Here is a 20,320-nt window from a genome sequence, read left to right as displayed (position 1 = left end):
TTTCAGGAGGGTTAGTGCACCCTCACCTCAGCCTCCAGATCCATGACACGGCCCAATTGGTTCAAGCGTTTTGTCAGGCGATCTCCTTGCATATCAGCAAGTTCAGCAGGCAGAGCGAGTACGAGTTTTCCATTCACGAGTGAGAGTTTGCTTTTTAGCAACACACCATTCATGGACGCGCTGATCAATGCCGCCACACGTAAGGTCGCTCCCAAAATCCGTGCAAGTTTCATGAGCCGTGGATTACACAGGCTTCGGATCTCAGGTGATAAAGCATCATCCATCAGGCCTTCATAGCGATAGAACACGCTCAGTGCCAAATAGGCCCGACCAGCATGATCAATACCCACAAAGCCGCCATTGGATATAATGTTAAGAGATTGTTGCCCTCGATAATCCGGGTGAGCCCGCCAGCCAATATCTGTCAAATGACACGCAGAGGTCCTTAGGCGGCGCTCGCCTTCGCTCTCATCCACACCAGCAACACGCATGGCCTGTTCGCTCCATTCAATCACTTCTGCTGAATAGGACGGATCTCGGGACCGCAACACACCCAGCTCATGAGCCGCTGTAATAAGCGGGTCTTGCGCCTTACCGCCCTCATCAAGCAACTCAAACAACAGCCCTTCCCGCACACCAAGGGCAGAAAAGACCACCGTATCAGCCTGACAATGCAGCAGGGTTTGACGCATGACTGTCGCGCCATAGGGCAGCAGAGAGCGCCGTGCTTTGGAAATGACTTGAATACATGGCTCGTTGCTCAGGTCGTCTCGCATGATTTGCTCGCAGAATTCGATCATAACTTCCGCTGGGACGGAATAGTCATGCATCACATGCAAGGGATAACCTTGCTGGAACAAATGCAGCCGACCAAGCGAGCGCCATGTGCCACCAATAGCGTAAAAATTACGATCCTTGGCCTTGCCCAACCAACCAGCTTTATCCAGCTCTTCCTTGGCAATCTCATTTGCCAAAGCGAGGTCACGGTCTGAAGATTCCTGAAGACGAATACCGCCTAACGGGAATGTCCGACCATCACCAATGCCATGTGCGCTGATATCAACCAGTTCCAAGGAGCCGCCGCCCAGATCACCAACAAGGCCATCTGCGCGCCAAAACCCGGAGTAGACGCCCATTGCAGAATAAAAGGCCTCATCCCGGCCCGAGAGGATTTGCACTTTTTCGCGGCAAATTTCTTCTACACGGGCAATGAATTCTGGCCCATTCTCAGCCTCACGCGCTGCGGCGGTGGCGAGAATATTGAGCTGAATGACGCCAACATGGTCGCAAACACGCCTAAAACGTACCAAAGCACGCAATGCAGTCGCGACATTTTCTTCGCCGAGGCGTTTGGTTTGACCAACACCACGGCCAAGGCCAGCCAAAATTTTCTCATTGAAAAGCGCTGTCGGATTCCGCGCCAATCTTTCATAAATAACAAGACGGACAGAGTTAGAACCAATATCAATGATTGCTATTGGTCCCGGGTCTGTAAATCGTCCGCGAGGTTCTTCACTCGTCGAGATATCTATCACTACTTGGCCGTTCTGCAAAAAGTTTAGGGCTATCGCCCTGTAGCGAGCTGCCACGACCGGATAAGGATGGGTTGGTCATGAAGAACATATGCACATTGAACGGATCTTCGTCGGGCTCTGCAATAATGCGTTCATGACTGCCGTCCGGAAGTAGGCGCCAGCTTTGTTGATTATCTTCTAGGTTCGCAACCATGATCTGATCAAGGATCTGTTTGTGAACAGCTGGTGTTTTCACTGGTACAAGCGTTTCCACGCGACGATCCAGATTACGCGGCATCATATCCGCTGAGGAGATATAGACATGGGCTTCATCGGAGGGCAACCCATGACCATTCCCAAAGCAGAAGATACGGCTATGCTCAAGGAACCTACCCACAATAGATTTGGCGCGGATATTATCTGACAACCCCGGCACGCCTGCCCGCAGACAACAAATACCGCGAACCACCAGGTCAATCTGCACGCCAGCCTGACTTGCACGGTAAAGCGCGTCAATCACTCCTGGATCAACAAGGGAGTTCATTTTCATCCAGATCTGACCCGGACGCCCCGCTTTGGTGTGAGCGATCTCTGCTTCTGTGTGCTGGATGATCCGTTTGCGCAGGTTCTTGGGAGAAACCGCGAGACGCTCAAGCTCACCCGGCTCCGCATAACCCGTGATGTAGTTGAAGACCTTAGCTGCATCACGCGCCATGGCGGGCTCTGCAGTAAAATAAGACAAATCGGTGTAGATGCGTGCTGTGATGGGGTGGTAGTTGCCAGTGCCAAAATGGCAGTAGGTCCTCAGACCACCCTGCTCGCGGCGTACAACCATTGAGACTTTTGCATGGGTTTTCAGCTCTAGGAAGCCAAAGACAACCTGCACACCAGCACGCTCCAAATCTCGTGCCCAACGAATATTGGCTTCTTCATCAAATCGGGCTTTTAACTCTATAAGTGCAGTAACAGATTTCCCAGATTCTGCAGCTTCAGCCAGCGCTTTGACGATAGGCGAGTTCTTGGAGGTGCGGTAAAGCGTTTGTTTGATAGCAACCACATCTGGATCCTGCGCCGCCTGACGCAGGAACTGCACCACCACATCAAAGCTCTCATATGGGTGGTGGATGAGGATGTCTTTTTGCTGAATTGCGGCAAAACAATCGCCGCCATGTTCGCGAATGCGCTCTGGGTACCGCGGCGTATAAGGCGGAAATTTCAGATCGTCGCGCTTGACGTTAACGGCTTGAGACAAGTCGTTGAGAGCTAGCAAACCATTGGCGAGGAAAATCTCATCTGCTTCAACTTCCAGCTCATTGGCCACAAAGTTGCGCAGGTTTTCTGGTGTGCTCTCGTCAATTTCCATACGGATCACAGATCCACGACGACGGCGCTTCAGTGCTGTTTCAAAAACGCGCACCAGATCTTCCGCTTCTTCCTCAATCTCCAAATCTGAATCGCGCAGTACACGGAAGGCGCCTTTTCCGCAAACCTCATAGCCCGGGAATAGCTTGCCGATAAACAGAGAGATGATTGTTTCAATGGGAATAAAGCGTGTTGCCTTTTGTTGAGCTTCCGGAGGCGTGGGGAGTACAACAAACCGGCCAATTGGACTTGGCATGCGAAGGAGCGCAACCATACCGCCCCCGCCATCAACCGGTCGCAGGTCGAGGATCAGCGAGAACCCGAGGTTTGGAATGAACGGAAACGGGTGTGCCGGATCAATGGCAAGCGGTGTGAGGACTGGAAAAATGTGTTGAAGGAAGTAATCTTCCAACCAATCGGTTTCTGCCTGACTCATACTTTGAGTCTCGACGATGAAGATCCCCTCATCGGCAAGCTCAGTCCTCAACTGACGAAAGCGAGCTTGTTGCTCACTCTGAAGCTTTTTAACTTCAACTGAAATTTGCTCCAACTGCTCTGTTGCAGTCAAACCATCATCAGAAATTGTTGTAACACCAGCACGTTGCTGCCCGCGAAGACCAGCAACACGCACCATGAAGAATTCATCTAAGTTGTTGGCAGAGATGGACAGAAACCGAAGCCGTTCCAGAAGTGGATGGCTTGGGTTCATGGATTCTTCCAGAACACGCCGGTTGAACTGAAGCCACGAGAGTTCACGGTTTATAAAACGCTCTGGCTTTTGCATCAGTGCCAGACCCGCGTTCACCTCAAAATCAGTGATATCGGTGGCATCATCTTCCAAAGCATTGATTTCCGTAAACTCATTCATTCCGTACACCTCCGAAGCCTTCAAACTGAGGCTTACATTTTTCGCGTAGTCTCACCCATTCGTATTCAATGGTTAGGCGGGCATTGTATGATTCTGGCCCTATAGACCACACATTCTTGACGGGAAGATAAACCTGCGTGTTTACTCGTCCATGTTCTCCATAATTTTGGAGGCCATTACACGAGAAATCTTCTTACCGGTCGCTAAAGCATGTCTATCCAGCAGATTGACCACATTGCGTGCAGCATCCAGCGAACGTTCAATGCGTATCACAAGGTAGTCTATCACACTGGAGTCAACAGTAACCTGACGATCCGCAAAATGTTTGGTCAACACCATGCGAAGCAGCATATCGTCTGGTTCCTGGACCTGAACGGGCGTCGCTGCCCGAAAGCGCGACTCAAGATCCTTGGTTTTCAGCTCAAACGTATTCGGCCACTCCCGAGTGGTCATCAGCATATTGCCGTCGGCCAAGCGCACAGCATTGAAGAGATGAAACAACGAGGCTTCATCAAATCCAGAGTGCAGATCTTCCACGGCAATGGGACCGGATTCTGCTAGTGCAGTTATATCCAGAAACTCCAGCTCGTCACCACCCACGATCTGGGCCCCGCTCAGCTCTTGCCAAGCATTTACCAGATGAGTTTTCCCTGATCCAATTGGCCCTTGCAATGTGACAATTGGAGATGGCCATTGTGGCCAGTTGGAAATCAGGTTGAATGCAGCCTGATTTGACGTTGAAACCAGATAATCATCAACCCCCAATGCCTCCTCATGGGGCAAGACCAAAGGCAATTGTTGTGGCCCTGTAGATCCCGTCATTCCAGTCCTTCCGTCATATTGGTATTATTTTTGTGACCTGCATAAAGCGAACTTGCAAGATATTGCCTGAGAACAAATCGCGCTAGTACCCCAACCACTGCAGCGGCCGGAATTGCTATTAACATCCCCACAAATCCCATGAGAGAACCAAAAGCGAACAGTGCAAACATCAGCCAAACGGGATGAAGGCCGACACTTTCGCCTAAAAGTTTGGGTTGAAGGACATTTCCCTCCAAAAACTGGCCTACGACGAAAACCACCAGAACAGCACCAATCATAAAATAGTCAGGCCAAAATTGAACCAAAGCAATACCAATTGAAAGACCAAACCCGACGATGGCGCCAACATAGGGTATGAAGCTGATTAGACCTGCTGTCAGGCCAATCAGCAGACCGAATTTCAGACCAAGAATGAGCAGTGCAACAGCGTAAAAAGTTCCTAGGATCAGACACATAAGGACTTGACCGCGGACGAAGCCTGCGACGACGCCGTCCATGTCTTTTGCCAGGACACGAATTGTCTTCTGGTAATCCCTTGGGAGCCAGCTGTCGATGCGTGCGATCATGCCGTCCCAGTCGAGCAGCAGGTAGAAGGCTACGACGGGTGTTACAACCGCTAAGCCTATGATTGATATGAGAGCTTGGCCGCCACTCCAAATGGAGGAGAGCAACCCTCCGACAAAGGTTGCGGCTTGGCCTACGAAGGCGCCCCAATCAATTTTGGAGGTTTGTCCTGACAGATTACTGAGCCGGTCCAACTGCGGACCGAGACCTTCTCGCAGCAAGGCTTCGAGATTTCCGGCGAGTTCAGGAAGGTAATCCAACAATGCGATCAACTGCTTACCGAGGATCGGCACCAGAATGAGCAGAGCTGCGACAAAGACGATAATGAAGATCAGCAGGATTGTGAGAGTTGCCCACATTCTGCCGAAGCCGTGGTGTTCCAGATAATCTGCAATTGGGTCGAGCAAATACGCAAGTGCCATGCCTGCAACGAACGGCAGGAGGATGCTCTGAAACACCAGCAGAAACAGGATGAAGACTGCAAAAGACAGAAGCCAGAAGAACAACTGTTTGTTTGTACTCATAAAACAACTCCAAAGGGAAGTCTGCATTGACCCGAAATAATTGATGCCTGGCAATCTAATAGTTTGCAGAGCGCGTTCAAAACTTGAGGTTGTTTGTAGTTTCCCCAAGCTTGCGCCGTCAAGTCGTGGCATTGGGTTTGCCAGAGAAGCTACTCTTCCTTTTCGCCAGTGTAATTTTTAGGGCACACGGGGATAGGCGAAAATCTTTCCCCTTCCTGAGAGAATTTTCAATGCCTCATTTATTCCCTGAAACTGCGTTGGTTCTGCACAGGTCAGGCCTGTTTCTGAGATACCAGTAGCAATCTGCACATGTTTCGGCCTTGCAATTCCCTGCACTTTTGGTTTTATGCCGCCAACTGAATTAAGCGGCGGTGTCGCAACACTCTTGATGATGCGGAGCAGTATCCATGAGCCAGGACCAGAACGGCAAAAACGGCCTTACCTATTCTCAAGCGGGTGTCGATATTGACGCCGGGAACGCACTGGTCAAACGGATCAGCCCCCTTGTGAAAGCAACACGTCGTCCAGGTGCTGATAGTGACATTGGCGGTTTTGGGGGTCTGTTCGACCTTAAAGCCGCTGGTTTTAAAGACCCAGTTCTTGTGGCAGCCAACGACGGTGTTGGAACCAAGCTAAAAATCGCGATTGATACAAACGTGCATAGCGGCGTGGGCATCGACCTTGTTGCCATGTGTGTGAACGATCTTGTGGTTCAGGGCGCAGAACCTTTGTTCTTCCTCGACTATTTTGCAACCGGTGCGCTGGACGTTGATATGGCCGCTGACGTTGTAGCGGGTATTGCAGAAGGCTGTAAAATTGCTGGTGCAGCGCTGATCGGCGGTGAAACCGCTGAAATGCCCGGCATGTATGCAAAGGGTGATTACGACCTTGCAGGCTTTTCCGTAGGCGCTGCTGAACGTGGCACGCTGCTTCCTTCCAAAGATATTGGCGCGGGTGACGTGCTGTTGGGCCTTGCCTCTTCCGGCGTTCATTCCAACGGCTTTTCTCTTGTCCGCAAGATCGTCGAACTGTCTGGTCTTAAATGGTCCGATGCGGCGCCGTTTGAAGATGGCAAGACGCTTGGCGAAGCCTTGATGGAACCGACCCGCATCTATGTGAAGTCGCTGCTTAGCGCGATTAAAGAGACAGGCGGCATCAAAGCTCTGGCTCATATCACCGGTGGTGGTCTTCCTGAGAACCTGCCGCGTGTTTTGCCAAAGGGTCTTGCGGCGCGGATTGATCTTTCTGCAATCGCCTCACCGGCTGTGTTTGGCTGGCTTGCAAAAACCGGCGGTATTGCGCAGTTTGAAATGCTGCGTACCTTCAACTGCGGTGTCGGTATGGTTGTTGCTGTTCATGCCGATAAGGTTGATGCAGTTCGCGAAGTCCTTGAGCGTGAAGGCGAAACTGTTGTAACATTGGGCAAGCTGGAAGCGGCACAGGACGGACAAGAGCAAGTGGTCTTTGACGGATCTATGGGTTTTGCAAAATGAACAATGGAGCAAAACGGCGCGTTGGCATTTTGATCTCCGGGCGTGGCTCCAACATGCTGTCTCTTATAGAGGCAGCAAAGGCTCCCGATTTTCCTGCACAAATCGTGGCTGTCGGGTCTAACAAGCCAGAAGCAAAAGGACTTGAAACGGCATCAAAAGAAGGCTTTGCAACCTTCGCCGTGGACCATAAGCTTTACGGCAAAGACCGAGAGGCTTTTGAGCGTGATCTGGATGCCAAGCTGCGGGAGAACAATGTTGAGCTGCTTGTGCTTGCAGGTTTTTTGCGACTTTTAACGCCTTGGTTTGTGCATCAGTGGCAAGGCCGGATGATCAACATCCACCCTGCTCTGCTGCCTAGCTTCACCGGTCTTCATACGCATGAACGTGCATTGACTGAAGGCGTTCGCATTCACGGTGCAACGGTTCACTTTGTTACCGCAGAAATGGATGTGGGGCCTATCATTGCTCAAGGGGCTGTTCCCGTTCTTGACGGGGATACACCGGACGCTCTGGCGGCACGGGTTTTGGAGGTAGAGCACAGGATCTACCCGATAGCCTTGGAAGCAGTTGCCAGTGGCAAGGTTCATATTTCCGGTTTACGTGTCAAAATTGATAATTCAGAGCATGAGGGGGATAGTCTCATCGCTTGATGGGGTAACCCTAGACAACACCAGATAAATTACCGGCCGCAGATGGGATTATCTGCGGCCTTTTTGTTTGCGTTGTTCGATGCGTTGATTTGCAAGGTTTACGTTTTACCTGCGTTTTTTATGCTTTGCGGATTGCCACGTGAATATCATGGAATGCAGCACCGCCGAATGGAGCGGTCTGGTCTGCTCCGGTCAGCGTGTTAATACCATTTCCGCCTTCATGGGCTGCGTTGGGCCAGATGCCTTCGGCCACAATGGTTCCCTTTTGAGGACGATCTCCGATGGTCGCAAACAGGCGCACTTCGCCGCGATGGTTGGAGAGGATAATCTTGTCCCCCTCTTCCAATCCCAGATGCTCTGCATCTTGCGCGTGTAGCATGGCTGTTGGGCGCCCTTCCTTCTTTTGAGAACTCAATGTCTCCGTAAAGGTGGAGTTGAGGAACGAACGCGAGGGTGATGTCACCAGACGGTATGGACAGTCCGCAGTTGGCATCTCGTTAATTTCCCAATGATCGGGGAGCACCGGCATGTCCTGCCACGGCCCCATTGGGCCATTGTTTGGTGCGGGGATATTTGGCCAGTCTGGTTTGAAGCGAAATTTGCCATCCTCATAGCCAAACCCGTTGATGTAATGCGCCTCATCAAAACTCGGCTGACAATCCAACCAACGCTTTTCTTCCAGCTCAGCAAGTCCGCCGGGGTACTTGGAGTTTTTGAGCATCCAGTCGATGTGTTCGCGAGCGGTAAAGGCATGGCCTTCATGCTCCTTGCCACCAAGGCGCGCTATCAGCTGATTGAGCACGTAAAGGTTCTCTTTCGCCTCTCCCGGTGCGTCCGCCAGTTTTGGACCAAACAGCAGGTTCTGATGCCCAGCGCCTTTGTAGATATCATAGTGCTCCAGAAACTGCGTGGCTGGCAAAACGATATCGGCCATTTTCGCGGTTTCTGTCATGAACTGCTCGTGAACCACTAAAAACAGATCCTCACGGGCAAAGCCTTGCTTCACGAGTGTCTGCTCTGGTGCCACAGAGACCGGGTTGGTGTTCTGGATCAACATGGCTGTGATGGGAGGTCCATCCATCAGGGCATCTTTGTCGCCTGTCAGCACGCGGCCAACCTGAGACATGTCCAACTTACGGATGGACGGATCGCGCAGCGAATGAGCTTCGACCATCGCCATGTTGAGACCGTAGATAGCTCCATTGTTATGGAAGACGCCGCCGCCTTTGTACTGGTAGTTACCGCCAACAACGCCGATGCAGCTGGCTGCATGCATGGAGACAACGCCGTTGCGCTGGCGGGTAAAGCCGTAGCCCAACCGGTAGAAGGTCTTTTTGGTTTCGCCAACCAGCTTTGCAAATTCTTCGATCTGGTCAATGGACAGGCCGGTGATCTTGCTGGCCCACTCCGGATCGCGTGTTTTCAGATGCTCTTCAAGCTCAGCGGGTGCGTCCGCGTATTTTTCCATATAGGCGCGATCGGCATAACCATCACGGAAGAAGACATGCATCACAGCACAGGCGAGCGCGGCATCTGACCCCGGTTTGATCACCAGACCTATGTCGGCCTGTTTCATGGTCTCGGTTTTATAAACGTCGACAACAACGATCTTGGCTTTGTTGGCTTTGCGCGCCTTAATGGCGTGGGTCATGACGTTGATCTGTGTTGCCACCGGGTTGGTGCCCCAGATCACAACAGCATCCGCAAGGGCCATTTCCAGTGGGTCCGGCCCAGCGAGTTTGCCTGTGCCTGCAATATAACCAGTCCATGCCATATTGGTACAAAAGGTCTGGTACATGCCGGAGTAACCCTTGGCATTACGCAGACGGTCAATACTATCGCGCTGAACAAGGCCCATGGTACCCGCAAAGAAGTAAGGCCACACCGTTTGCGGGCCATGCTTTTGCTCTGCAGCTTGAAACTTATCCGTGACCTCCTGAAGCGCGTCTTCCCAGCTAATTTCCTCAAACTGGCCGGAGCCTTTCGGCCCAGTCCGGCGCAGTGGCTTTGTCAGACGGTCGGGATGATGCAGGCGTTCTGCATAGCGAGCGACCTTTGCGCAGATAACGCCGGCTGTATAATCATTGTCTCGTGCGCCATGCAATCGGCCAATGCGTCCGTCTGCATAAACTTCCACTTCAACAGCGCATGTTGAGGGGCAATCATGGGGACAGGCGGATGCAAATCTTTGTGGCTTTTCTGGCTTAGTCATGCTTGGCGCACTTCCGTACTTCTTGGTGTTCTAGACTTGTTCTTTTGATGCACAGTTCAAGGGTATTGATAAAATTGTCAAGAAGCCCACTCAAAAAGGTCGCGAGTTGACACTTTATTGATGCTAGCTGCACACACCTTACCACTGCCCCTTCCCTATAATATTGTCGTTAAGGATCACTTCTTACGACCTCAGATATACTGCGAGCTTGATGCAGGTTTATCTGTCATGAGGAAGGCCTCAATATGTTGCAGGATATCGACGTGATTGCATGGGATTTTGACGGTGTGTTGAACCGGAATCTCGTCAATGACCGGTTTGAGTGGGTTCAGAAGTTTGAAGAGGACCTAGACGTTTCCTGGCCCTCCTTTGCGAAGGTCATCTTCTCAGAACACTATGAGGATGTTCTTATTGGCAAAGTGGATTTAAAAAAACCTTTGCAGCAATGGGCGGCGATCGTTGGTTATACGGGCAATCTGGATGACTTTATGCATTACTGGTTTGAACGGGATGCTCACCCGGATCAAGATTTGATCGCGCTCATGGGGACACTCTCCCAAGCGGGGGTGCGTCAGGTGATTGCCACCAACAACGAGGCACATCGTGTCCGCTATATTGGCGAGGATATGGGCTATAGCAACCGGGTAGAGACGATCTTCGCATCCGGCCCTATGGGATGCGTCAAGCCCAATGCAGATTACTTCATACACATATCAACGAGCCTGGGTATTTCCCCTGCGCGTATATTGCTGATTGATGACCGGGAAGAGAACGTGATTGCCGCTCAGGATATGGGCTGGAAGGCGTTACACTTTACTCCAAAAACCAAAGAGCAAATCCTGAAGGTGCTGAAAGAAGCTTAGAACAGGCTTTTTGTTGGGCCGTGGGGTCTAGGGCTGCTTTACCGCTTCCCATGCCATCTCTACCAAAACCTCACGATCCTTTACTGTGACTGTCTCTTCCGTGTTCAGGAACGCGTAGGAAGGCCCCACAATGAGGCATGAGGCAATATTCCATGAGATATCCTTTACAGCTCCAAGACCTCTCCACGTGCTGTAGAGCGCCTCTCCCTGTAGGTGGACGGCGTGTATCTGCTCTTTGATTGTGACAAACCCGACTTCCGTCTGCGCTTTGACCTTGAACTCCTCAAAAACGCGGAACTGCTGAGGCTTCTCACTCCCCCATTTCAAAAGACCTGAGACCGAGGCTTTTATGGCGTCTTCCACGCTATGAGTCTGGGGTGTGTTTCTTGTTTGCGTGCGCCAGCCGTTTACAGACTGGTTCCACAAGGCAACTGCGATATCCGGTTTTCCCTTGAAGTATTGATAGATATCGCCTGTTGCCGCGCCACTCTTCTCGCTGATTTCTGCAATAGAGATGTTGGCGTAACCGTGCCTTAAGAAAAGCTCTAGGGCCGCATCCAGAATTGTTTGATGGAGATTGTTTCCCCTTGGCACCAGACCACCTTACTACGTCATGCCAGAACAGTTTCCGGCACAGGCGTACCCTTTGAATACAGCTTATCAGTTACTGCCTTTTTTGAGATGATTTTCCAGAACCTCAAGGCTCAGGTTTGCCGTTTTGTAGAGGGCGTCGTGAGACATACCATTCTGGACCATGATGGAAAGACCTTCAACCACCGTGGAATAGAATTGAGCCAACCCCGTTGCTTCATCATTTCCTGTCAGCTCCCCCTTGCACTGGGTGAACTTGAAGAGGAAATGCTCCATACCTTCAACCTTCATTTTACGAAGCTCTTCAGCGAGGTCTTCATCCAGACCGGCGATATCCATCAGAGTGTGAAATCTCAGTGCAGTGCCAGCGTCATACTGCTCGCAGGACAGTTCTATATACTCATAAAGAACGGCTTCAACAGCCGGGTAGAGCTCAGAATGCAACGCCAGTACGGATCTCAGCTGACGATAGAATTTGGAGAAGTACCAGCGTAGGGCCGCAGAACAAAACTGCTCTTTGGTGGCGAAGTGCTGTTCTATAAACTCTCGCGATGTTCCGCTGGCAGCTGCAACGTCTTCCAGTGTCGCATGTTGGAAGCCCTGCAGCATAAACACCTTTACGCAGGCATCTAACGTTGTTTCGAGTTCAGGTGAGAGTTCACCCTCGTGTATGGGGTCTAATGAGGACATATACCGAGTATACGCAGCGGGGCGAAACCAGCAATCTGGTTCTGAGCATATGGATACCAACTCCAAAACGGAGGCATCGATATATGTTGTATTCCTTCACTGTTTGTAAGGCCCCGTAGCTAGGTTGCTTTCGTGCAAATCCTTTACTTGGCTGACAGACCTCACAGAACAGGGGTTTTCAAGCGCCTCCCTAGCACAACAAGACTAAAATCTGCAGTCTGATACAGAGAGTTTGAAGACATACCAGCGCGTGCCTGAACTGCCAGCCCCTCAACAACTGTAATGTAAAAGGCTGCAAGTCCTGCGGCTTCTGCGGGAACCTTCAGATCTACTTCGCATTGAATGAATTTGAGCATAAACCGTTCAGTTGCATCGCGTTTTATTTCAGCAAGCGTCATAATTAAATCGGCATCCAAGCGGCAAATATCCAATAGGGAATGAAAGAGTATCCCCTTTCCTGCTCGGCATTGTTCAGTGACCAATTCTATGTACTCATAAAGAAGGGCTTCAACGGCGGAATAAATTTCTGAATGAATCGCAAGAATTGCCCCTAACTGCCTCATATTTTTGGAAAAGTGCCATTTCACAGCGGCCATACAGAACTGCTTTTTGGTTGTGAAATGTGAAAGGATGAACCCTTTGTAGGTTCCACCTGCCACTGCGAGTTCTTCTAGGGAGGCTTCTTCATAACCACGTAGAAGCAATAGCTTCAAACAATCATCCAGAACTTCTTCAAGGACTGGTGAGAGGCTATCCTCCACGTGGTATGCAGAACTGGTCATGCTGCAACTATAGGATTGACGTTCAGCTGAGCAACTTACGCCTTCTAACGTGGTAAACATCGGCAAAATCAAACAGCTCAATGCTCGGGCGATTGCTTTAGGTTCGCCTTAACAACATCAAGGCTGAGGTCTGCAACACCAAACACCATTGGTCTTGGAGGCTTTGACTTTATAACCTCATAGAGGCCCTCAATCGTTGTCAGATAAAATTGCGCCAACCCTTCAGCTTTTGAAGGATCAGATAGCTGATCTCTATATTGTTCAAACTTACCAATAAAACTAAGTTCCCAATCGTGTTGTAGTCTCTCAAATTCCTGATTCAATTCAGTATCTATGCGCGAGATATCAATAATACTGCGAACATAGTGGTCCTTTGACACTTCACCCTGAGTATAATTGAATTCAATAAAAGCATAGAGAGCAGCTTTTACAGCCGAGCAAATATCAGTCTGCTGCTCCATAGCAGATTTCATTCTTTGGCTATATTTTGAGTAATACCAGTCTATAGCTGCAGCGGCCAATTGTTGTTTGCTGTTATATTTTGTGGTTAGAGTTCCGTGAGGAACACGACATATTTCTTCGAGATCCTCTAGGGAAACACGCTCATACCCATGACGAAGAAATATTTCCACGCATCGTTCATAGACGCACTCTATGTCAGCGGATAAATCATCACAGGTTTCGAGTTTTTTTGCGCACATGAACCAACTATAGGATGTCTATTCGTTTCCTCAATGCCGTGAATATTATTAGGAAAACAAAGGAATAATGGGCGTGATCTAAGTGTTCAAAATACATTTATTATAAATTTAGTTCATTGGTTCGCAGCCCAAAAGAGATTATTTTCCATTGAGCTCCTTCATGTGTGCTTCCAAAACTTGTAAGGGCCACCTCGCGCCTCATTTCACGGGGTGTGTCATCTGTGCTTTTGCGCGCGTCTATTTATTCAAGTGTGATGATTTCATATGGGCATCTAGCACTTCCACACTCAACAACGCCACTTTGTACATAATTTCACTGGGCGTGCCATATTTAATGAGTTGATAGGTGCCTTCCACTAATGTCAAAAAATAATGTAAAAGCACATCGATTTCTGTTGGATCAATAAACTCATTCTGGCATTGAGCGAATTTGTCTTTAACCTGTACTTCCCAATCATTCCGCATATCATCAAACGCGGCTTTTACGCCCTCATCCACGTAACTGATATCTATGAGCGTACGTACAAAGAGCCTTTTGTCAGCGCGGATCTGATCGTAGCTGATCTCGATGAAGGAAACCAGGCCCGCTTCCATAGCTGCGCTGATATCTGAATGCGTCGCCATGGCAGTTGTCATCTGCCGACCGTATTTTGTATAATACCACTTCAGAGCAGCAACTGTCAGGTCGGTTTTAGAAGAGTAACGTTGGTCCAGAAATGGGCGAGACACCTTGCCCGCCTTGGCCAGATCATCCATCGTCGACGTTTCATAGCCCAGCCGTAAAAACACCTGAACACAGTTATCAAACATGCTCTCAAGATCTGGAGTTAACTCGCCATCATTTGTAGGATTATTCTGGCTCATGTGATCAGTATATGAAGCGGTCGGCTCCGCTCAATCCAGTTTTTATAACATAGCAAACAACGCTGAAACACAGTGGGTTCGACTGAATCAATTGAATTCACAGTCTGCAAAGCTTTGGCGCAACAACGTATTTCCTGAAATAATCGCCAACTCTCTGATTAAAGAAGGAAGTCGGACTATTTTTCGGGAATACGATTTACTAGGACACTGCCCTATCTCTTTTTCAGGGTCAGGCGACCGTTGCTATCTGTGTTTACATGCAATTATACTTACATAAACACTACTTCATGTGTGCTGCCAAAACTTCCAAGCTTATAAGGGCCACCTTGCGCATCATCTCACAAGGCGTGCCATATTTGATGAGCTCGTATAGGCCCTCAATGACCGTGAGGAAATAATGAGCCAAGACGTCAATTTCGGTGGGGTCCTTCAATTCGGATTGACACTGTGTAAATTTGTCAATGATCTGAGTTTCCCAGTCATCCTGAAGAGCTTCGAACTCTTTCTTAAGACCTTTATCAACATAGGAAATATCAATAAATGTTCGCACAAACAGGCCTTTTTCGGCCTGGACCTGATCACAACTGATCGAGATGAATGCAAAGAGAACAGCCTCCATCGCCGCATAGAGGTCTGAGTGCATTGCCATTTCCGTACGCATTTGACGGCTGTACTTAATGTAATACCAGCGCAAGGCGGCACTGGTTAGTTCTTGCTTGGAAGAGAAATGTTGATCGAGAAATTCACGTGTTACACCACTTGCCTTGGTGATATCGTCCAAGGTCGACGTTTCGTAACCCCGTAGTAAAAAGACCTGAACGCATTTGTCAAAAATGGCCTCAAGCTCTGGGGACGTCATATGATTTTCGGTCATGTCACGTGATTTCATTGGGCGAGTATATGAAGTCCAGACTCTGGCTCAACGCTGTTCTGATGACATGGAAAATAATAGAGCAAAGATATATAACGTAGTGAGTCAATAAATTTCATTGTCTATAAAGATATCAAGTGCACGGTTCTGATTGGTTATCCAAAGCCCAGCGCGCTTATCAAAAATTGCATTTTAAGCGGCAGACACTGTTTGAGCAGCACCACAGCCTGAATCCGAATGATACAGTGTTGATACAAGAACACTGGTGGGATGGCGATCTTCGCCCTGCAATTGGCAAAAGCTTTTGGCGTGGCAAAGAGACCTTGGAGCGTGCTATCCGGCACTGTTACAGTTCATGGAGTAATCGCACAGGCCGGTGTATTAACAGGATGGGCGTATGCGCCGAAAACATCGGAAAAAGCTTTCCGATGAATAAGAGTGAGGTGGCCTTTACTCACTTCGAACAAGCTCAGCATACGAGCAAAGTCACCATCGCCACCCCCTAGAAAAAGAGCTCCTGTTTCGGTGATATCTTTAATGTTCCTTATTTGTTCTTATATGCAATAAACAATAGGATATTGATCTGGCGTTTAATTGGTACGGAAGGAATTCAGTACTTTCATACTCATATCGACGACCCGATAGAGCTGCTCTTTGGTTGCCCCATCCCTAGACTGACCGGCTAAGCCTTGAAGAGTTGCGGAGTAAAAGCGTGCAAGTGTCGGAATATCTGTTTCTGCCTTTAGGCTGTCTTTGCAGTTGGTCAGCTTCTGAGTGATTGCGTCAATCATAGTGGCGCGAAGAGCCGTTATTTCTTTTGCTAGTATGGAATCCGAATTTGAGATCTCTAAGAGTCCCGTTGTGAACAGGCACCCATCTGAAACGCTCTTATCACACAGCACATCCACGCACTCATACAGCGCTACCCGTATGGCGTCACAGCAATTGGAATGCATGGCAAAGCCTGATAATAAACGGCGGCCATAATTATGAAGATACCACCTGGTCGCGGCGGAATAGAGTTCCTCCTTATTGGAGAAAACGCCTTCTACAAAGTCGCAAGACCCTCCCATAGCGTCAACGATATCTTCATAGGATGTTGACTCATAACCGCGCTTCCAGAACATCTTCACTGAAGCTTCTAACATTGCCTCAATATCAGGCGATATTGTTCTGACGTACATGTCATTCTTAGTATCCATAGGAAACATAGTAACCTCAGCAGAACAAAGAACAACAAGTTCTTAACATTAAAAATTCTAAGCTTAAGGAGGGATCGATAAGACTGAAACATCTTTAAAAAACAGAATTTTATAGGATTTAATACTTACATTTGATAATAAAAAATTCCCTTCGATGCCTTGGAGGCCCGACGTTTGAAGGGGCATTTTCGAGGGAGCACAGCAAGCCGCCTTAAAAAAATAGAGTTACCACCAATGGTTATTGTAACTCGACTTTTTAAGGCGTTCATATAGACGTTTATTGTTAGTGAATGACCGGTTGGTCCTCTAATCGCATCAGACTTGAATCTGCTAAATCATAAAGCTCATTCCTGCCCACACCATCACATGCCTGCCTGATCATAATGACCATGACCCCAGTGTAGTATTCGGCAAGTTCGACTGCATTGAACTCTGGCGTGAAGCGGGATTTGGTATCATTCAGTTTCCGAAAAATACGAGCAAGGACCTTCTTGCGCAATTTTTCCATTTCCGCAGAAATTACACCCGTGGTGTCGGAAAGCTCCATCAACTCAACTGAGAGCAAGCTGCCATGAGGACAGTCATCCTCGCAAAACAGCTCTATACATTCATATAGGGCAATGCGAATGGCTTCTACCGGATTGGAGTGCATTGCGAACCCTGAAAGGATCTGGTGTTCGTAACGCGTCAGGTACCACTTCACAACGTTGGAGAAGAGATTCTCCGTATCTTGGAAGGTAGTGCTCAAGTGATCTGCCGCGACGCCGGTCACTATACTGATCTGTTGAAGTGACGTCCCCTCTATCCCATGAATTGCAAACTCATGGATAGAGGCCTCAAAAGTCTTGGAGAGACTTATTGGGATTGGCCTACTGATTTCATAGTTCTCGATTTGCATAAAACTTCTCCCGGTTTTTTGCTGAACAGATGATCAGTTCTACGCACTTATACGAAGGTCGCAACATACCTTAGGGTGAAAAATAAACACTCTTAATAGCGAGATGATACCACTCTTTGGAATTTACGAAAATTAGTTGCCCCAGATGGCGAGGAACAACAGAACCCTTCTAATTCTATGGTTTAGAGAGGTTTCGACCACTGCCTTCCCAGTGTTTCCCTGAGTAATATATGGCAATTTTGAGATCTATCGGAGTGGTCAACACAGGCAAAGTTAAATTTCAGAGAGGCGTTATGAAGGCATCCCACAAGGAACGCGTACTTGAATACCGCTTAGCTGTCGGTTTCAACTGAGTTTCCATTGATTTTGATGAAGCAGCTCATTGAAGTGAGTTGTAGAAGCGATAGCACTCTCCAACAAAATGGCCTGAACGGAGATCAAAATCTCCCTCAGGCCAAACGTTTTCACTCAGATGAACCAGAGCCTACTTTCTGTAGGTCTCCAGCAATTCAAGGCTCATGTCTGCAACCCGGTACAGAACATCACTTGGGATGCCATCGGCGGCCTGACTTGCCAACCCCCGGAGCGTTGTGAGGTAGAAGCGCGCAAGAATGGAGATATCCACGTCGGCTTTCAGTTGGGATTTATTCCCCTCCAGCTTACACAGGATGGAGGAATACACCTTGCGCCGTAACGCCAAAAGTTCGCTGATTAAAATGGCGTCACTGTTGTTGACCGCCGCCAGAGCGTACGACAGCAACTTGGCGTGCTCGCACTTTTTGTCGCAAAACATTCCGATGCATTCATACAAAGCGCCGCGAATGGCCTCAGTGGGGTTGGAATGCGAGGCAAACTCTGAGAGAAGTTGCCGACCATATTGGTCCAGATACCACATCACAGCGGTGCGATAGAGCTCTTCTCTGGAATTAAAATGGTCATATAGAAATTTGCGGGAAACCTCTGTTTCTCTGCAAACGTCCTCCATTGAGGTGCGGTCTACACCACGCCGCCAAAACACTTCGATGGAATCTCTGAGAGCGTCCTGCATCGTTTGAGGGATTGTCTTGGTGATTGCAGCTTGGTATCCCATTTTGGCCTCCCTAGTGTTTTGTTTCCCAGTACCAACAGCATAGGGGAAGGAGGCCGTTTCTCAACAAACCCACGGGTGCATGGGAAACACCCTTAACAAGGTTATGGCTGACAGATCTGAGTGTTTAGGCAAATCACTTAGTTTAGTTTGTATAATATATCAAAATATTAGAGCTTAATCCTGCAAGTATATTACAAGGGTCGGCTCATTTACATCTCTTTATATGCGCAAATATCTATCAAAACCTGCGGCAGGCCTGCAGCACGCTCAAGCTATGATCCGCGATTTTGTATAGATCTGTCGGGGAGTTAACGTCCCTTGCCTGAATAGACATACCCTGAATGGTAGCACCAAAGAAACTTGCAAGCCCGTACAGGTCGGTGCCTTCAATAAACTGAACTTCACAGGCTTTCAGTTTGTCGGCGATAATTTTGATGGTTTGCACTCGCATATTCGCCAGTTTGCGGGCTAGAGCGTTCTGAGCGCTTGAACTTTCAACTAGTCCCGTGGAGATCATGCAACCTGAAGGATGGTCATCACCGATGAAGACATCAACACATTCGTATAAAACCGTCCGAATAGCTTCATAAGCGCAGGAGTGCAGCGCCAGCCCTGAGAGCATCTGACGGCCATAGCTGGCTGAGTAGCGATCAATTGCTGCAAGATACAGTTCTTCCTTAGAAGAAAATGCAGCATACAGACTTGGAGGTGTAATACCCATTGCAGTTACAAGCTCACTAATCGAGGTCGCTTCAAAACCCTGTTGCCAGAACAGGTTGCTAGCGATCTCAAGCATCTTATCTTTGTCCAACCGGCGAGGTCGGCCCCGTGGTGCCTTTTCGATTTCCATAGCAATCACTATATATATAAACTACAACTTTAATCAATATAAGAATCGATTAAATTACGGCGGGGTTAATTTATTCCTTAGAGGGTTCAATACGGTAAATACTCTCATAATTTCAGTCACTTAAACTTCTGACAAAGATCATTTCCAAGGTGGTTTTTTGCACATTCGTATGAGGCAGGTTGTCACCGTCCCTCTCCCTAGGGCATGTGCCCCTTTAAATAACAAAAAACCAGCCGCAAAAAATGGACGGCTGGCTTCCTAATAACTGCAAATTTTCAGCTATAACTGGACTACTACAATTATAACCGCGTCTCTTCAGGCTTAACGCATGGCTGCAATAGCTGCCTTCGCACATGCACTGTCGTTATCCATGGAGCTGCCTGCAACACCGATAGCGCCCACAAGGGATTTTTCACCGACGATGATTGGCATACCGCCTGCAATACCCACGATGCCTGGGAACTGTTTATAGACCGGAGCCTGCTCGAGGACCTCATTGACCTTCTCGGTCGGCATGCCCCAGGACAGAGATGTTTCTGCCTTCAAGGTTGCGCCCAGGTAGCTTGCTGGCAACGCTTCATCCATACGAGCTGATGCAACGATGTCTTCACCGCGATCTAAAATAACAATGGACATGTTCCAGCCGTTTTCTTTAGCCAGAGCGACACACGCGCTCATGCCTTTCCCGGCCGCATCAAGGCTCAAGTATGGCCGAGTGAAGTCCTGAGCAGATACTGCTGAACCAATAAGTGTCAGTGATGCCCCGATGAGCAGAGATTTTACTATATTATTCATGGATTTATTCCGCGTTCCATTGTCCCACATGCGAACGGACTAAGAATTAAAACTGTGTCAGAAGCAAGAGAGCCCAACGTAACTTATGCATTAATTAAGACATTTGTTTCCGTT

The 20,320-nt window shown here is 48.8% G+C and carries 20 protein-coding genes; 4 read left to right on the top strand and 16 right to left on the bottom strand.

Annotated features, from left to right (window positions below):
- Positions 1–11 precede the first annotated feature (11 nt).
- From BLS62_RS10165 to BLS62_RS10150, 4 genes are all read right to left on the bottom strand, one after another.
- Positions 12–1,535 (bottom strand): Ppx/GppA phosphatase family protein, encoded by a 1,524-nt coding sequence (locus tag BLS62_RS10165; RefSeq protein WP_093180154.1) that lies wholly within the window; start codon positions 1,533–1,535, stop codon positions 12–14.
- Positions 1,513–3,660: an RNA degradosome polyphosphate kinase gene (locus BLS62_RS10160; RefSeq protein WP_244283635.1), complete on the bottom strand. Its 2,148-nt coding sequence runs from the start codon at positions 3,658–3,660 to the stop codon at positions 1,513–1,515. Before BLS62_RS10160 ends, BLS62_RS10165 begins: the two co-directional genes overlap by 23 nt.
- Positions 3,661–3,885: 225 nt before the next feature.
- Positions 3,886–4,566, bottom strand: coding sequence for a P-loop NTPase family protein (locus BLS62_RS10155; protein WP_093180147.1), 681 nt, complete (start codon positions 4,564–4,566; stop codon positions 3,886–3,888).
- A complete protein-coding gene (locus tag BLS62_RS10150) occupies positions 4,563–5,654 on the bottom strand; it encodes an AI-2E family transporter (RefSeq protein WP_093180144.1) in 1,092 nt (363 codons plus the stop codon). Before BLS62_RS10150 ends, BLS62_RS10155 begins: the two co-directional genes overlap by 4 nt.
- A 407-nt stretch (positions 5,655–6,061) precedes the next feature.
- On the opposite strand from BLS62_RS10150, the gene purM reads away from it, so the two are divergent.
- Both purM and purN read left to right on the top strand, forming a co-directional pair.
- Positions 6,062–7,147 carry a phosphoribosylformylglycinamidine cyclo-ligase gene (gene purM, locus BLS62_RS10145; protein WP_093180141.1) on the top strand — a complete coding sequence of 362 codons (1,086 nt, stop codon included), beginning with the start codon at positions 6,062–6,064 and terminating at the stop codon, positions 7,145–7,147.
- Positions 7,144–7,797, top strand: coding sequence for a phosphoribosylglycinamide formyltransferase (gene purN / locus BLS62_RS10140; protein ID WP_093180138.1), 654 nt, complete (start codon positions 7,144–7,146; stop codon positions 7,795–7,797). Before purM ends, purN begins: the two co-directional genes overlap by 4 nt.
- A gap of 118 nt (positions 7,798–7,915) precedes the next feature.
- Here the strand turns inward: purN and BLS62_RS10135 are convergent, their stop codons facing one another.
- A complete protein-coding gene (locus tag BLS62_RS10135; protein WP_093180135.1) occupies positions 7,916–10,009 on the bottom strand; it encodes a molybdopterin-containing oxidoreductase family protein in 2,094 nt (697 codons plus the stop codon).
- A gap of 245 nt (positions 10,010–10,254) precedes the next feature.
- Here BLS62_RS10135 and BLS62_RS10130 point away from each other — a divergent pair, with 245 nt between their 5' ends.
- Positions 10,255–10,872, top strand: coding sequence for an HAD family hydrolase (locus BLS62_RS10130; RefSeq protein ID WP_093180132.1), 618 nt, complete (start codon positions 10,255–10,257; stop codon positions 10,870–10,872).
- Between the two features lie 27 nt (positions 10,873–10,899).
- Here BLS62_RS10130 and BLS62_RS10125 read toward each other — a convergent pair whose 3' ends face one another.
- The 6 genes from BLS62_RS10125 to BLS62_RS10100 all read right to left on the bottom strand — a co-directional run bounded on the left by BLS62_RS10125 (position 10,900) and on the right by BLS62_RS10100 (position 15,374).
- Positions 10,900–11,466 carry a TetR/AcrR family transcriptional regulator gene (locus BLS62_RS10125; protein WP_093180129.1) on the bottom strand — a complete coding sequence of 189 codons (567 nt, stop codon included), beginning with the start codon at positions 11,464–11,466 and terminating at the stop codon, positions 10,900–10,902.
- Positions 11,467–11,532: 66 nt separating this feature from the next.
- A complete protein-coding gene (locus BLS62_RS10120) occupies positions 11,533–12,153 on the bottom strand; it encodes a TetR/AcrR family transcriptional regulator (protein ID WP_093180126.1) in 621 nt (206 codons plus the stop codon).
- 161 nt (positions 12,154–12,314) lie between these two features.
- A complete protein-coding gene (locus tag BLS62_RS10115; RefSeq protein WP_093180123.1) occupies positions 12,315–12,935 on the bottom strand; it encodes a TetR/AcrR family transcriptional regulator in 621 nt (206 codons plus the stop codon).
- 77 nt (positions 12,936–13,012) lie between these two features.
- Entirely contained in the window at positions 13,013–13,567 is a 555-nt protein-coding gene (locus tag BLS62_RS10110; protein ID WP_159436516.1) for a TetR/AcrR family transcriptional regulator, read from the bottom strand.
- Positions 13,568–13,873: 306 nt separating this feature from the next.
- Entirely contained in the window at positions 13,874–14,500 is a 627-nt protein-coding gene (locus tag BLS62_RS10105; protein ID WP_093180117.1) for a TetR/AcrR family transcriptional regulator, read from the bottom strand.
- Between the two features lie 280 nt (positions 14,501–14,780).
- Positions 14,781–15,374 (bottom strand): TetR/AcrR family transcriptional regulator, encoded by a 594-nt coding sequence (locus tag BLS62_RS10100; protein WP_208990795.1) that lies wholly within the window; start codon positions 15,372–15,374, stop codon positions 14,781–14,783.
- Positions 15,375–15,508: 134 nt separating this feature from the next.
- Between BLS62_RS10100 and BLS62_RS10095 the strand changes: the two genes are divergently transcribed.
- The gene (locus BLS62_RS10095) at positions 15,509–15,877 is read left to right on the top strand and encodes a hypothetical protein (RefSeq protein ID WP_093180115.1); all 369 of its coding nucleotides are present in this window, start codon (positions 15,509–15,511) and stop codon (positions 15,875–15,877) included.
- Between the two features lie 84 nt (positions 15,878–15,961).
- Here the strand turns inward: BLS62_RS10095 and BLS62_RS10090 are convergent, their stop codons facing one another.
- From BLS62_RS10090 to BLS62_RS10070, 5 genes are all read right to left on the bottom strand, one after another.
- Positions 15,962–16,573 (bottom strand): TetR/AcrR family transcriptional regulator, encoded by a 612-nt coding sequence (locus tag BLS62_RS10090; RefSeq protein WP_093188738.1) that lies wholly within the window; start codon positions 16,571–16,573, stop codon positions 15,962–15,964.
- A 283-nt stretch (positions 16,574–16,856) separates the two neighbouring features.
- Positions 16,857–17,471, bottom strand: a complete 615-nt coding sequence (locus tag BLS62_RS10085) for a TetR/AcrR family transcriptional regulator (RefSeq protein WP_093180112.1) — start codon at positions 17,469–17,471, stop codon at positions 16,857–16,859.
- 484 nt (positions 17,472–17,955) lie between these two features.
- On the bottom strand, positions 17,956–18,561 hold the full coding sequence (locus BLS62_RS10080; RefSeq protein WP_093180109.1) for a TetR/AcrR family transcriptional regulator: 606 nt from the start codon (positions 18,559–18,561) through the stop codon (positions 17,956–17,958).
- A 238-nt stretch (positions 18,562–18,799) separates the two neighbouring features.
- On the bottom strand, positions 18,800–19,411 hold the full coding sequence (locus BLS62_RS10075; protein ID WP_208990794.1) for a TetR/AcrR family transcriptional regulator: 612 nt from the start codon (positions 19,409–19,411) through the stop codon (positions 18,800–18,802).
- A gap of 321 nt (positions 19,412–19,732) precedes the next feature.
- Positions 19,733–20,206: a GlcG/HbpS family heme-binding protein gene (locus tag BLS62_RS10070; RefSeq protein WP_093180103.1), complete on the bottom strand. Its 474-nt coding sequence runs from the start codon at positions 20,204–20,206 to the stop codon at positions 19,733–19,735.
- Positions 20,207–20,320 lie beyond the last annotated feature (114 nt).

Origin of the sequence: Pseudovibrio sp. Tun.PSC04-5.I4 (assembly GCF_900104145.1) — a bacterium.
In the GTDB taxonomy this organism is placed as follows: Bacteria; Pseudomonadota; Alphaproteobacteria; order Rhizobiales; family Stappiaceae; genus Pseudovibrio.
This window is presented reverse-complemented; position numbering and strand designations above follow the sequence as displayed.